The 13,582-nt window shown below is 36.0% G+C and carries 17 protein-coding genes, 1 tRNA gene and 1 pseudogene; 8 read left to right on the forward strand and 11 right to left on the reverse strand.

Translation table 11 applies throughout. The annotated features are described in order from the left end of the window. Positions 1–190: 190 nt before the first annotated feature. Genes ED2_RS12890 through ED2_RS12925 form a run of 8 tightly spaced genes read right to left on the reverse strand, consistent with a single transcriptional unit; the run spans position 191 to position 5,851 of the window. Positions 191–1,012, reverse strand: coding sequence for an Asp23/Gls24 family envelope stress response protein (locus tag ED2_RS12890; RefSeq protein ID WP_016176600.1), 822 nt, complete (start codon positions 1,010–1,012; stop codon positions 191–193). 12 nt (positions 1,013–1,024) lie between these two features. Further along, entirely contained in the window at positions 1,025–1,213 is a 189-nt protein-coding gene (locus ED2_RS12895) for a DUF2273 domain-containing protein (protein WP_005878105.1), read from the reverse strand. A 13-nt stretch (positions 1,214–1,226) separates the two neighbouring features. After that, positions 1,227–1,793: an alkaline shock response membrane anchor protein AmaP gene (gene amaP / locus ED2_RS12900; RefSeq protein ID WP_005878107.1), complete on the reverse strand. Its 567-nt coding sequence runs from the start codon at positions 1,791–1,793 to the stop codon at positions 1,227–1,229. A gap of 21 nt (positions 1,794–1,814) precedes the next feature. Then, a complete protein-coding gene (locus tag ED2_RS12905) occupies positions 1,815–2,708 on the reverse strand; it encodes an SDR family oxidoreductase (RefSeq protein WP_005878109.1) in 894 nt (297 codons plus the stop codon). A 36-nt stretch (positions 2,709–2,744) separates the two neighbouring features. After that, positions 2,745–3,680, reverse strand: coding sequence for a magnesium transporter CorA family protein (locus ED2_RS12910; RefSeq protein ID WP_016176599.1), 936 nt, complete (start codon positions 3,678–3,680; stop codon positions 2,745–2,747). 35 nt (positions 3,681–3,715) lie between these two features. Further along, positions 3,716–4,066 (reverse strand): iron-sulfur cluster biosynthesis family protein, encoded by a 351-nt coding sequence (locus ED2_RS12915; RefSeq protein ID WP_016176598.1) that lies wholly within the window; start codon positions 4,064–4,066, stop codon positions 3,716–3,718. A 23-nt stretch (positions 4,067–4,089) separates the two neighbouring features. Continuing rightward, the gene (locus ED2_RS12920) at positions 4,090–5,001 is read right to left on the reverse strand and encodes a glycosyltransferase family 8 protein (RefSeq protein WP_016176597.1); all 912 of its coding nucleotides are present in this window, start codon (positions 4,999–5,001) and stop codon (positions 4,090–4,092) included. Then, positions 4,994–5,851 carry a glycosyltransferase family 8 protein gene (locus ED2_RS12925; protein WP_016176596.1) on the reverse strand — a complete coding sequence of 286 codons (858 nt, stop codon included), beginning with the start codon at positions 5,849–5,851 and terminating at the stop codon, positions 4,994–4,996. The genes ED2_RS12920 and ED2_RS12925 overlap by 8 nt, the downstream gene beginning before the upstream one ends. A 319-nt stretch (positions 5,852–6,170) precedes the next feature. On the opposite strand from ED2_RS12925, the gene ED2_RS12930 reads away from it, so the two are divergent. Continuing rightward, positions 6,171–6,980 (forward strand): Cof-type HAD-IIB family hydrolase, encoded by an 810-nt coding sequence (locus tag ED2_RS12930; RefSeq protein ID WP_016176595.1) that lies wholly within the window; start codon positions 6,171–6,173, stop codon positions 6,978–6,980. Between the two features lie 28 nt (positions 6,981–7,008). Continuing rightward, positions 7,009–7,499 (forward strand): annotated as a pseudogene (locus tag ED2_RS12935) (cysteine hydrolase family protein). A gap of 750 nt (positions 7,500–8,249) precedes the next feature. Here ED2_RS12935 and ED2_RS12940 read toward each other — a convergent pair. Further along, a tRNA-Ile gene (locus tag ED2_RS12940) sits at positions 8,250–8,323 on the reverse strand. Positions 8,324–8,493: 170 nt separating this feature from the next. Between ED2_RS12940 and ED2_RS12945 the strand changes: the two genes are divergently transcribed. From ED2_RS12945 to ED2_RS12960, 4 genes are all read left to right on the forward strand, one after another. After that, positions 8,494–8,799, forward strand: a complete 306-nt coding sequence (locus tag ED2_RS12945; RefSeq protein ID WP_016176593.1) for a hypothetical protein — start codon at positions 8,494–8,496, stop codon at positions 8,797–8,799. A gap of 136 nt (positions 8,800–8,935) precedes the next feature. Next, positions 8,936–9,190, forward strand: a complete 255-nt coding sequence (locus tag ED2_RS12950) for a hypothetical protein (RefSeq protein WP_005878123.1) — start codon at positions 8,936–8,938, stop codon at positions 9,188–9,190. 29 nt (positions 9,191–9,219) lie between these two features. Next, positions 9,220–9,465, forward strand: a complete 246-nt coding sequence (locus ED2_RS12955; RefSeq protein WP_005878124.1) for a helix-turn-helix domain-containing protein — start codon at positions 9,220–9,222, stop codon at positions 9,463–9,465. A 38-nt stretch (positions 9,466–9,503) separates the two neighbouring features. Continuing rightward, positions 9,504–9,884, forward strand: a complete 381-nt coding sequence (locus ED2_RS12960; protein ID WP_005878125.1) for a TIGR02328 family protein — start codon at positions 9,504–9,506, stop codon at positions 9,882–9,884. A 336-nt stretch (positions 9,885–10,220) separates the two neighbouring features. Here the strand turns inward: ED2_RS12960 and ED2_RS12965 are convergent, their stop codons facing one another. Together ED2_RS12965 and ED2_RS12970 are read right to left on the reverse strand one after the other, a co-directional pair. After that, positions 10,221–10,817, reverse strand: coding sequence for a metal-independent carbonic anhydrase family protein (locus ED2_RS12965; protein WP_016176592.1), 597 nt, complete (start codon positions 10,815–10,817; stop codon positions 10,221–10,223). 196 nt (positions 10,818–11,013) lie between these two features. Then, positions 11,014–11,214, reverse strand: a complete 201-nt coding sequence (locus ED2_RS12970; RefSeq protein WP_005878127.1) for a cold-shock protein — start codon at positions 11,212–11,214, stop codon at positions 11,014–11,016. Positions 11,215–11,911: 697 nt separating this feature from the next. On the opposite strand from ED2_RS12970, the gene ED2_RS15740 reads away from it, so the two are divergent. Beyond that, the gene (locus ED2_RS15740) at positions 11,912–12,061 is read left to right on the forward strand and encodes a hypothetical protein (RefSeq protein ID WP_005878128.1); all 150 of its coding nucleotides are present in this window, start codon (positions 11,912–11,914) and stop codon (positions 12,059–12,061) included. Between the two features lie 1,018 nt (positions 12,062–13,079). Next, a complete protein-coding gene (locus ED2_RS15745) occupies positions 13,080–13,238 on the forward strand; it encodes a hypothetical protein (protein ID WP_016176590.1) in 159 nt (52 codons plus the stop codon). Positions 13,239–13,582: the final 344 nt, after the last annotated feature.

The following is a 13,582-nucleotide window of genomic DNA, read 5'->3' on the forward strand; positions in this document are numbered from 1 at the left end:
CCCCTATTCGTTACTTTTAATATAGAAGCACTCAAAACGAAAAAACACCAAAAGCAGCCTACAAAGCGTACTTTTGGTGTAGAGATTCAATTATTCAACATGACTGCGTTTGTTCAATTCGCTCTTCTTTAAAGAACGTTCATTCAACTTACTACCTCATGTTCTGTTAGGATCTATCTTCGATTGCCCATTACTTAACTTCGGAGTCATGTTCCTTTGCTTGTTCTGTTTTTTCAGCAATCGCTTGTTTCGCCTTATCCGTTTGCTCAGAAGCAAATTGTCCGGTAGTTTTGGCTGCATTTGTTACTTTATCTTGAACTGTCTCTTGTTTCGCGTCAAATTCTTCTTTTGACTGGATATCTGTAACATTGGCATTGATTTCGATCACATCTAAATGAGTCATGTTTTGTACTTCTTTACTGATGATCTCTTTTATTTGTTGATAGATTTTTTCAATGTCTTTCCCATATTCAACGATGATCGACAAATCAACAGCAACTTGTTTTTTGCCGACTTCTGTATCGATCCCGGCAGTCGTATTATCTGTATTCACTAATTTCCCAGCAACATTTGAGAAGAAACCACCATCGACTGACAATAATCCATCGACTTGTTCTAGTGCGATCCCGATGATTTTTTGGATCACTTTATCTTCGTAAGTCAAATCGCCGTTCATATGCTCTTCCTTTCCATGTCCAGCTGGAGATTGTGGCGCATGGGGTGGAACTGGTCCACCAGGTGTATGTCCACCAGGTTTTGGCAGATCATGGGGAGCAGGTTGATGAGCATCATGGTCTTTGTCATGTTGATGTTTGTCGTGTTCGACTTTTTCTTCTACATTTGGCACAACTGGGTCCGGATGTCCTGATACAGGTGCTGTTTTATTTTTTTCATCCGTGATTCCATTTGATTGGTTTGGTGTTACTGGATCTGGATGTGCAGAAACTGGTTTTCCCTGGTTATTATTTTGATTGTTTTGGTTGTTTTGGTTGTTTTTTTCATTGTTATTCATATAATGTTCCTCCTAAGATTTGAAATAATCATCTAAAAGATGCGTACGTTTCAAGTACATACCAACAGCTACACCAATGATCGCCATGATGATGACTAGTAGTGTTTTAAAAAAACCGATCGACAATAATAATATTGCTAGAATCAAGCCAATCACTCCGCAGATGATCGGGAGCTTGTACGTGGTCATAAATTCATTCATTTCGTCAGCCTCCCTATTCTACTCGCGCTTGATCTGCGCTTCTTTTATTCGTTGGTTCTTGATAACCTGTATACTTCACTGAAACTTGAACAGGTTCATCTTCTCCGAGTACATGCTTGATTTCTTTTTCGATATCTTTCATTAAAGTTCCTGTTTTCCCAATTAATGAAGACGTTCGTCTCAACTCGCCTTTGATTCCAACGGATAGCTTATTTTTAGTAGCTTTCACGTTGACTTTAGGGGAATCGATAAAATCATCTTGGTTCAAATGTGAACGAACCATGCCCTCGATAGCTTTTTTATCCAGCACTAATTCTCCGTTCCCTTTTTTCAGTAAGAAACTGCGGATCGTTTTTGGATAGAAAAGCAAGATTAGTATGCCAAGAATCAAGAGAATCGAAAAGGCGATTGCTACCCAAAAAATATAATGTCGCAGATAGAAATTCGTTAAAGAAAAGAAGCGGAAACGTTCTAACTGGAATGGTAATGGATAGATTGCACTGATCAAGATCACAAACAATAGCACGGACAATAGTAAAAGCGAAACGATTGTTCCAATGGTCTTTATTCCTTTATTCATTTTTCTCTCTCCAATCTTTCCTTATAGGTTGATTGCTTCGCCACCTGTGACACCGTAAATTTGTGCCGTCACATAGCTTGCTTTATTTGAAGCCAAGAAAACGTATACTGGTGCTAATTCAGCAGGTTGACCTGCTCGTTCTAACAGACTTTTTTGACCAAATTCTGGAATTGCATCCTCAGGTTGACCTTCATCTAGTTGAAGTGGCGTCCAAATAGGTCCAGGTGCCACACCGTTCACGCGGATTCCCTTCGGTGCCAACTGTTTTGCCAAACCAATCGTAAAGTTGGCGATTGCTGCTTTCGTCGCTGCATAATCTAATAAGTGCTCGCTTGGATTGGATGCTTGGACAGACGTTGTTGTAACAATTGCACCACCAGCTGGAATATGTGGAACAGCTTCTTTAACAAGTGCAAACATCGCAATGATATTGACCATGAACGTATCTTTTACTTGTTCCATCGGAAGATCGACAATCGATGGAGAAGAGATTTGCTGACCCGCATTTAAGACCAATGTGTCTAATCCCCCAAGTTCTGCAACGACTTTTTGGATCATTTCTTTTGGTGCGGTTTCTTCTCGTAGATCATACGGTAACAGCACAACTTTTCTGCCGGCTTTTTCGATATATGAAGCTACTTCTTTCGCATCTTCTTCTTCTCCTGGGAAAAAGTGCAACCCAATATCTGCCCCTTCTCTTGCATACGCAATCGCTGCGGCACGTCCGATACCAGAGTCGCCTCCAGTGATAAGAACACGTCTGTTTTCTAATTGATTCGAGCCTTCATAAGATTCCTCCCCACAATCAGGGTTAGGGCGCATTTCATTTTGTAACGCAGGTGTATCCTGGTCTTGTTTTGGAAATTTCTCTGTATGATAAAGGTTACGTGGGTCGATTAATTTTGGTTCAGTCATAGTTATCCTCCTAAATGTTAGTAAAACTGTTATTGATTATTTCGTGTAGTCTTTTCTGGTTAGATGATATCCAACAGCCGCCGCAATAACGATTGAGGCAATCACGACGAGTAAAAACCCTAATGTTGAGTTTTTTCCAGGGAGTCCACCAGTATTCATTCCCCAGACCCCAGCAATCATCGCTGGAACTGAGATGATCAAAGCGGCTGAATCTAAATATTTCATCAGATGGTTCAAGTGGTTGTCCATCATCCCGTTAAATAGATCACCGATACTTTCTAATAGGTCACGGTAGATCAAGATCATTTTTTCAGTCTGACGTTGTCTCAGTTGGACATCATAAAGTAAACGGTCATCCGCTAATCCTTCGACGAATGGTTTGGAGTCCCATAAGGCATCCATTGTTCCTTTCTGATCTCTCAGCGTATGATCGATATAAACAATATCTCTTTCTAAATCCGCTTGTTTGTATAACTCTTCGTTTTCCGTTGTTTTTCTGGCTTCTTGATCTAAAGAATCGATTCTTTTTTTCATTTCCTTCAATTCTTTCACATAATGGGTATAGATATCTAACACTGTGTATGCGATTACTTTTTCAAAAGAATCGATGTCCTCATGATGTTTTTCGATCAAATGTTCAAAAAAATCGGTTTCTTTTTCGACACAAGCAATCAATAGGTTATCTGATAAAACAAACGAAATCGGCGTCAAACGTTTCTCGATTTTTTCCTGTTTACTTGAGAGATTAAGTAATACCAAAGAAATCGGATTCTGCAACTTGGTCCCTGAAAGGTATTCCAGTCGAGACACTTCTTCGGGATAAGAATTCCCGATGAAGATGTCTTCTGGAAGTTGATACTTCTCGATGACTCTTCCGATTTCTTCAGTATCACTGTTGTTGATCACAAGCCAATTGAAATTTTTTTCATCTGTTTGTATTACTTTTTCTTTAATAAAGTAATAGTCCAGCATTATCAGTCTTCCCTTCTGTTTGTTTCGTCCTCAGATTAACTAAAGAAGCAGTGGCTGAGTTTGATATTGCGATCTAACACGATAATTTCATTTTCTAAGGTAAAGCTATTCAGCTGTTGATTGTATTCCATACTTAATTGTCTACCTAAGTAAAATTGTTCAAGCTTAGAAGTATAGATCTCTAATACTGGATGATCGATTCGAGTGATATATTGGCCAAATTCATTCACAAACGGGATGATCTGAAAGAAGCTTCCTTTCGCACAGGCACTTTTCCCTCTTAAAAAGGGATCAGAATGATCAATCAAAGCTATAGCGATTTTCGAATGTTCCCCTACTTTTTCGATCAATGCTTTGGCAGCAGTTTTTGACATCGTGATTTCCATAGTCATCATCTCCTAGTGATTGTTTATTTAACAAATGTATTTCGATTACGATTTCGATTGACTTGTGCATACAATGGATATTGTGGAAACTTCTCTACACAGCGGAAAGCAGTCATGTTTGCATATTTTTCGTAATATTTTTTACTTGATCCTTTAAAATCTTTGCTCCACGGTTTCACATGTCCAGAGAAATGGATGATCGATGGGTTTTGGCGTGCTTCTTCGTATTCTTTTTCCCCTTTTTCAGTGGGATGTTTTTTCGCATTGGCCATGATGTAGCCTTGCGCATTCCATTTAGGATGAAGAGCAATCCAACGATCATGTAGTACAGCATTCAATGCATCTTGGTCATGGAATCGTAGTTTTTCTGGATTTTCTTCAATAAATTTTAGAACTTTATGCGTGATATCTTGTTCTAACCATTTTTCGACATTGATCAGCATCAAGCCAGAATTGAAGTAACGCATTGATTTAGCAGGAATCTCCATTTTTTCCAAACGTTGGTGGAACCCAGCATCTTCAATAGCTGCGACGATGGCACCATTGAAATCAAGAGACCATAATTTAGTTATGTCATCTAAAGCGACCATGTCACAGTCCATATATAAAATACGTTCGACATTTTTTCCTCTAAATAATTCTGGGATGGCGATTCTGTAATATGCTGTTTCCGGAATACGGTCACTCGTTACGACATTTTCAAAGAACTCTTTGTTGATTTTCAAAAACTCTACGTCAGTATTCATACGAGAATTTTTTACTGAAAAACGCAATAATTTTTTGCTTTCAGCATCGATATTGTCGTCAACGACATAAAATCTTACAAATGTTTTTGGATCACTGTTTTCTAATACTGATACAAAAAGCGCCGCTAGATGAGGCACAAATTTTGTATTACAACTTGATACGATTGCTATTTCTTTTCTTCTATTCATTTACCTCGCCTACTTTCATTAATGCGCTATGCGCTAATTTTTTTAAATAAATCGTTGTATATGGGTGGTCTTTCAATGTGTTCCACGGTTTATCGTGTCCTGTAAAGTGAACGATAGCTGGGGAAGCATTGCCTTCCTTATACAATTTTTCGTATGTTTCATCAGGTGCAGGATGACGTTCAAAGATAAGAGATGTCTGCATGTTCCAACGTGGTTCTAATTGTTCCCAGTTGCCATACAATACAGCATTCAATGCATCCTGGTCGTGATAGATGATTCGATCCCCATTTTCTTTCAAATAGTTGATCGTTTTTTCTGTAATCGATTGTTCATTCCAACGTTCGATGTCGATGATCATCACACCAGAGTTGAAATAATATTCGTTAGAATCAATGCCCAAGCGTTTCAACGCTTTGGTTTGTCCAGGATCGATCACTGCACCGATCGTATGATCGTTCAATGATGTGTCATATAGATCAACGATATCATCCAGTACTAAAATATCTGAATCAAGATAAAGTACTTTTTTATAGTTGTATTTCGTTAAAATTTTAGGTAAAGAAATTCTCAGGTAAGCAGTAGTCGTTATATGATCACTAACCAAAAAATCTTCGTACACATCTGTGTCAACTGTCAGGAACTGGATACTTGCATTTGCCGAATGATCACTCACCGTCTGTCTTAATCCTTCTTTGCTGTATTCAGAGATTCCATCATCAATCACGTAAAAGTAAATGTGTCTTGATTTGTTACAATTGTCCAATGCTGTTGCGATCATTACGCTTAAATAAGGAGCGTAATTTTCATCTGAAGCAGTTAACACTGGAACGATCCCCTGTTTTTTCTCCATTAAAATCACTCCTTTTTTTAATCTTTTTCTAACCTTTTCTATATCTAGAATATGCCTGATCAAACGTTAAAGCAAAATATATGCTTCATTTTCAATGAATATTTTGCAAAAATAATGTTTTTTTTTAGCTTTGAAAACGTTAACTTATCAAGTTTTTTGCCTATTTATTCAAAGGTATTGACCAAATCGCTGCTACTTATAGTCAAATGGAAATAGAGAATTTTTTTTGAAAAAATTCATCACGCAGTGCATTTTATTTTCATTTTTGGTATTTCTCATTTAATCTTAAAATAAGCACACAACAAAGGGAGCGAAAATTATGAAATTAGCTGCAATAGATCTAGATGGTACATTACTTGATCGAAGCGGAGAAATACCAGAAAAAAATATCGAGGCTTTACAAAACTTTGACAGAAATGGTGGAATTGTAACGGTCGCTACGGGACGCAACAGCATCTCAGCGAAAGATATTTTTGAAAAACTGGGCATTGGTGGCTATCTGATCTCTTCTAACGGTTCATTCGTTGCAGAAATGGAAAAAGGAAAAATCGTCAACGTCTTGAAACGTGCGAAAATCGAATTGCCAACATTGAAACGCGCCTTTTATCTCGCACAAAAAGCAAAAATCTCGATCATTGCAAGTCGCGAGACCCAAGATGACCAATTAACATTTGATGAATCTAGTTTAGTAAAAAATGACCCTTACTATAAACAATTCCGTTTACAGAAACAGTCATTTGAAGATATCGAAAAACTACTGGAGGACCCTTCTTTAAGCTATTTGAAATTAGCTTTGACAGATAGAGATGAGAGCAAGCTGCAACAGTTGCAACGTGATTTGGCTGATGAGGGAATCGACTCTGTCTTCTCAGACCCCCACTTTTTGGAGATCACACCTAAAGGCATCACAAAAGCACACTCACTCATCTTTTTAGGTCAATACTTGGGAATCGAGCCTAGTGATATCATGGCATTTGGCGACCAAGAAAATGATATCGCGATGTTGAAAGTCAGTGGACTAAGTATCGCAATGGGCAATGCTCAACCACAAGTGAAAGACATCGCAAATGAAGTGACAAAGACCAACGAAGAAGCCGGTGTTGCATATATCATCAAAAATTATTATTGAGTTTCACAAGGTGAATGGAGGGATCAACGTGTTAGTAATCATCGATATGCAAAACCAAGTGCTTGATCCAACGAGTGATTTTTATGTTCCAGGTTCTGAAGAATTGGTGGATCGAATTGCGCAACGCTTAGCTAAAGCTAGAGAAAATAATGAATTGGTTTTATTTACTAGAGATATTCCCATCGAAAAAAAAGGCGTAGAGGAAGAAATCCCAGCATTACAATTGATTCCGAAGCTTGCTCCTCTACCAAATGAACGAGTGATCAAGAAATACTATTTCACTCTGCCACCCGAGAAACTTATTGAACTAAAATACAGTTATTTGATCGAAAAGACGAACAGAAATCAATCGAAGTTGTGGGCATAGAAACGAATCTATGTGTCTTGTCGAATACGATTGCTTTACAAAGTGCTTTTCCAGAGGCAGATTTTTTCCTTGATCCAGGGCTGTTATCAGAAAATCAACACGGTAAAATGGCCATTGAATTACTAAAGGACTTCAATGTATCGATTCTCTAAAAAAAGGTCGAGACAAAAGTCATTTAGGTTTGAGAAATTGTAGAAAAAAAAGGTTGGGACAAAAGTAATAAACACTTTTGTCCCAACCTCTTTTTGAATTTTCCGAAAAATCTGACTTTTGGACGCCGTTTATTGGAGAGAGGCTGGGACAGAAGTGCTTATTTCCGAAGGAGTTGCTTCTGCTCCCGCCGTTTACTCGAGAGTCTGTAGCAAACCTGATTTTTAGATTTATCCCCCATTCTTTTAAATCTTCTATCACCTTTTATTTAGTTGAAAATACTTTGACAAATCTTTCTCAAACTGCTGATTTATCAATTATTCCCGCTTATTTTACGGATTAAATAGATTTTTTCTTCTATTATATTACATTTATTCTGTACATACATTCAGTGTCTGGTCTGCCTTTCCCGTTTGTCGTGTTTTCATCACTAATTTGAGATTTCTGTTCAGTATTTCACCTATTCTTACATTTGTGGCGGAATTGATCAATAAAATATAGAATCATCGATTGTCTAGCTTCATCAATCTATTCATACTGGAAAGAACGGGATCGATCATCTACGTCCAATCATGTGTTGGTCGTTTTTCTCGTTTTTCTGCTAGCAACACTTTATTCGGTTATCTTTCACTACTATATCTATTTTATTCCGCCAAATTCCGGCTGAGTTTTTAGTGAGACAAAGCAAAAAATCAAATTTTTCCATATAAAAAAAAACGAAGACCAAATGATCCTCGTTTTTTCGAACTTGATGTACCCTGTAGGACTCGAACCTACGACCGGACGGTTATGAGCCGTCTGCTCTAACCAACTGAGCTAAGGGTACCTGTTAAAAATAACCTATTTTCACTATATCATGTAGATTTAGAAGAAACAATCTCAAATAAAACATCACATCTGTTTTTTAATATTTATTATTCCTCTAGCTTTCAATATTGTCACAACAATTGTATAATCTAAAAATCATGCTATTCTTATAAAAAAGGAGGAACCCTTATGCCATTTATCGCTATTCTTTTAGACCTGTTAGCCGCGGGTGCATATTTTTTACAGTTAAACCATCAAACAGAAACATTTCTGCTTATCGGTCTTATCTTTCAAGGGATCGTTACCCTGATCCTTTGTTTTATGACAATTACTTATAAAGGGAAACGATATGCTGCTATCCAACCTCGGCTGTTTATTCGTTACGTATCTATATGCTACGCAATCATCATTTACTCTTTTATAATAAATGCTGTTTTCTTATTTTTATACGTACTCAACTTCTTAGATATCAATCCCCTTGTCTTCCCCAAATAATATCATCTGACTCCATTTCATAGCATATTATTTGTTATGTTACCTAGAAAATGATATCTTTTATTTAAGGTGTTTTTTTGATTGTCCTTTTATATTTTAGCGGCTGTTTAGCAAAAAAATTACAGGAGTTCGTCTTATGATAACATTGGTTCGCCTTATTTTTTTAGTTCCGACCATCGTTCTTATTCCGGTTATTTGTTATTTCATAAGATGGAATAAAGAACGTATTCTTTTGGCACTATTTACTTTCCCCGCTTTATTTTTTATCAATAAAATACTAAACTATCAGTATTTCCAGTCAGATCAATTATTCGTTGAAGAACTGATTGGCTTTATTTTATCCTTATTTCTACCGATCGCATATTTGATTTATTTAAATAAAAAGCGATAATCGTATCAAAACGAATGGGAGGCATATCGATGAGCATTGAAGAAGCGATTTTATTAGATACATTACGTTGCAGACTAGATTTTTTGAGAAAAAAGAACAATCTGACAACTAGTGAAGTGGCTGAACAAGTAGCGATCCCTCTTGAAGTGTATCAGCAGTACGAAGAAGGCAAAACATGTCCAAATGTGATAGAACTACTTTTTATAGCTGATTTTTATGATGTCTCAATTGACTATTTGATTGGCAGGTCTGAAAATCCAGAACGATTATCTTGACCTTAAAAAATGATTACTCATAGAAAAGGTGAACACCCATGCGATTATGGCATCAGGAACTAATTTCTTTATTACCAAGACAGCAGCTACTAGGACAGCATAGAGAATGTTGCGCGCTCCGAGGAAATGGTTGGGGCAAAAAGCATGCAACTGTCGATTATGTCTTTCACTATTCACCTTATAAGCTTTACCAATACCACCAACTAGTCCTTTTAGAAATGGAAAGTCGTGGTTATTTTCCCGCACCTGAATGGCGGATTGCTGAATACCGTGGAAAATCATGTGAAAGCTATCATGATCTTGTGCCAGTCGATCAGACATCACCGATCTATCCAGAACATAATGAAAACTATCTAATGGAATGTTTGACTAATCTTAGACAAAAAGGAATTGAATTAGTTATCCCGCCAGTTGAATGATTCTTTCATCTAGTAGTGTTCAATTCAACTAATTGAGAGATTGGAACAGAAGATTGCTTCTACTTCCATTATTTATTCATGCTTAAATGATGAATGTGGGACAAATCTAAAAGTCAGTTTTTTCGGAAATTTCAAAAAAACGAGCAATACAAAAAACGTATTGTTCGTTTTTTTCAATTTCTCAAACCTAAACGACTTTTGTCTCGCTCTCATCATCTAATTTTCCGTCAGATAGTTCAAAAAATTCTTTAGTAAGTCTTCATATGCGTAGAGATCAATTTCCATTCGTTCTTCGTTCATTTATTTTGCTACTATCGACTTTTTAGCTTTTTCTACTTATCCTCCATAAGGAAGACTGGAATGATGAAGATTGATCTTTAGCTTTCCCTCCTGATTTTTAATAAAGCCGAAAGTATATTCAGCTTTTGTTTCTTCCCCTGTTTTATCAGAAAAGTAATACTCTCCTGAAGCTACAGCAGAGTTCTCATCGATGATCGTGTCGTGATTCTCAAAACGGACCTTCTTCCAAGGCTGTAAGGCAAACCCATGATCTTCACTCACCTCGCCTCCCACAAAATAAGAAATAGCTTCTGCTTTTGTAGAACGAAATGGCTGTTGTGCTGCTTTCGTAGGTTTGAACAACACCGTTCCTTCGTCAAAGGCATACTGCGATTCCACGACTTCTCTCGCTTTTTCCTTTGCTTTTTCCAAACTTTCTTCACCTGCTGCACCGATTGCAATGACTGCATTAGCCCAATCTTCTCGTGCTTTGTTTACTTCCACTACTGTAATTTGTTCTTTTTTTATTACTAATGGTCCTTTTGCATTTGTTGATTCTACACTACTTGTTGTAGTTTCCTCTTCTGAACGATGTATCGTACAACCTGCTAAAGTTAACATCATTGCCGAAAACAAAAAAATTTTTTTAATCATATGTATGTATCTCCTTTCTAATAAAAGAGTAAATGAATAACTAATTTTATTATTTTTTATAATAAATACTTAATAAAAAATTTACTATTTCAAAACAATTCGACTTCTTGTACTATACAAAAAAGCTCACTAATAAATGGACGGTTGCACAAAAAAAGGCCTCTCATTTAAGAGAGGCCTTTTGTTCATTCAATGATTAAGCTTTAACGATGTTAACTGCTTGAGGGCCACGTTGACCGTCTTCAATATCAAAAGTCACTGCTTGACCTTCGTCTAATGTTTTGAATCCGTCACCTTGGATAGCTGAGAAATGTGCAAAAACATCATTTCCGTCTTCAGCTGTGATGAAACCAAAACCTTTATCTGCATTAAACCATTTTACTGTACCGTTATTCATGTATATTTCCTCCTGATACGTATCAAAATACGTTGATTGATGCAATAAATTATTGATAGGCAAAAGGAGTCTTAAACTAAAATAGTAGCTCGAATTACGTTTCAAAATAGATTACTTATATAATATACCATGGTTCAAATCGAAACACAAGAATAACGATCGCATCTTTAGCTATTTCTTTTTTAAGCGCATGGATCCTCCAATAGTCGGGGAATAAAATGTGGTTTCACTTCTTACTCAATAAATCAGTCCAACGTTCAATAGAGGTTTTTAATAAATCTGAGTTGTCTCACTAATAAAACAGTATCCCGATCATTAAGTAATCTATGTGCTTTATTTCAACTATTATTTTTTGAGACTCGTCTTCTAACTTGGACTCATTGATCAATCAACTAAATGAAGATTCAAACTCCAGTTAAATCATTGCCATTTCACGATCATGCTCATTTTATTGAGACTTACACTGTTGTTTATCTCTTTCCCCTACACTCCACAGGATTTTGTTCTTTGCCCCCAATACATTTTTTTCAAAATAAGCTATATTTTTTCTCATTTTATCGTTGCAATTACTGCCTTCTCGTTTTGTTAATAAATATTTAAGTAGCAATTTTTCCATATTTGTGTTATATTTAAAAATGGAATTTCGTTATCAACGTGTAGTTGCCTTTCGTATGAAACAAAGAAAGGAGAATGAATTATGACATTCTATAACAAAGAATTACAATATCGCGTAACATTGGATACACAATTGAATCTATTTATCGTATTTGATAAAAAAGATGAAAATCGTGTGGCCACGGGTGTTACGATCGAACAAGCTGTCCAAGAATTGAAAAAATCCGCATAGGAGTGAAAAACTCAATGAACGATTGCAGTTCTAGTTCACTGTAAAAGCATCTACTTTTAACTGAAAGTAGGTGCTTTTTTTGTTTCCATTTTTATTTTCTTCCATCTATAACAACGGTCATTTTTTAAATCATTACGTTTTATCCATTTTTATTCTTCAGCTCTACATATCGATTAAAAAGAGATGGCTAAGACTTTCGTTTAGTCTACATGTGAATGTCTCGCTTATTTATGCAAAAAAATTTAGGACATTCGACTCTTTGGAGATCGTTTTGGGGAGATGTCCTAAATTTTTTACATGTTCATTATCTCACAATGATAAAATGACGTCCACAATTTAGGCGTTGCGAACTTATTTTTTTAATATCGGTAACTCTTTTAGATTTTTCTCTCATGTCCCAAAAACCTTTCGCTATCCCAGAACTGAGAATTATTCCAAGAAACCCAAATTTCTTTTCCCATTTACAAGAACATGCTATCATTTAGCTTATGTGGGGGCTATAAGAGGGCGATAGTATGATTACTTTAAGCAGGTTATTATTTTGGGTTCCTTTTATTAGTATTATTCTTTTCTTGCTGCTGTTTACCAAATGGAACAAATACGACACGTTGATGTTTCTATCTGCTTTTCCAGCAATTTATTTTATGATTAAAATCATTGAATATTCTTACGAACAACCGATACAATTATTTGACTACTATCTTAAAGGGTTGGTTATTTCGCTTATCCTATACGTGATTTTCGTTTTTTTTATTATTAAAAAAAAATAAAGTATAAGAGCGAACGACTGTGGGACAAAAGTAAGAAACACTTTTGTCTCATTCTTTAAAAACGAATAAACGACTTTTGTCTCGATCTCACTCAATATGTCATCATCCTTTTGATTTTCCAATACTTTTTGACACTTCTCTTCTATTCTCCATTTTGAAAATCTATTATCCATCTTCTCTTTAAGGTATAATTGATGTTACAGTGGACACACAAACCATTATCCAATTACTTAAATAGGAGGAAACAAATGAAACACATTATATATGCAGGAATGATTCTACTATGTATTTTGATTGGATTGATCCTTTTACTTTTGAATATCATCAACTGGTATTCCTATCTAGTCGTAGTAGCAATCGTCGGCATAACTACTTGGCTAGTTGACCCACAAAAAACTCAATCATGATCGATCCTTACTTGAAACTAGAGAAGAACCATTTTAGATACAGAAAACCTGATTTCTATTCCTTCACAGGATTTGTCAGAATCTCAGGTTTTCTTCACGTTTCATTTTTATTGTATTTCTAGACACTTTCTTCTGATAGTTTTGATCATGTAACTATACGTTCAAAAAAAGATGAGACAAAGTAACGATCACTTCATCTCACCTACGATATCCGAAAAAAGTTGTAACAGTGGATAGGCTACAATTAACTAGACAGAAAAATTAAGGTGTGTAGACTAGAAGAAAACATACCAGGAGGAATTTTTATGTCTAAGAGAATACGAAGAACTTTTTCACAAGAATTT

This window comes from Enterococcus durans NBRC 100479 = LMG 10746 (assembly GCF_001544215.1).
Lineage (GTDB): Bacteria > Bacillota > Bacilli > Lactobacillales > Enterococcaceae > Enterococcus_B > Enterococcus_B durans.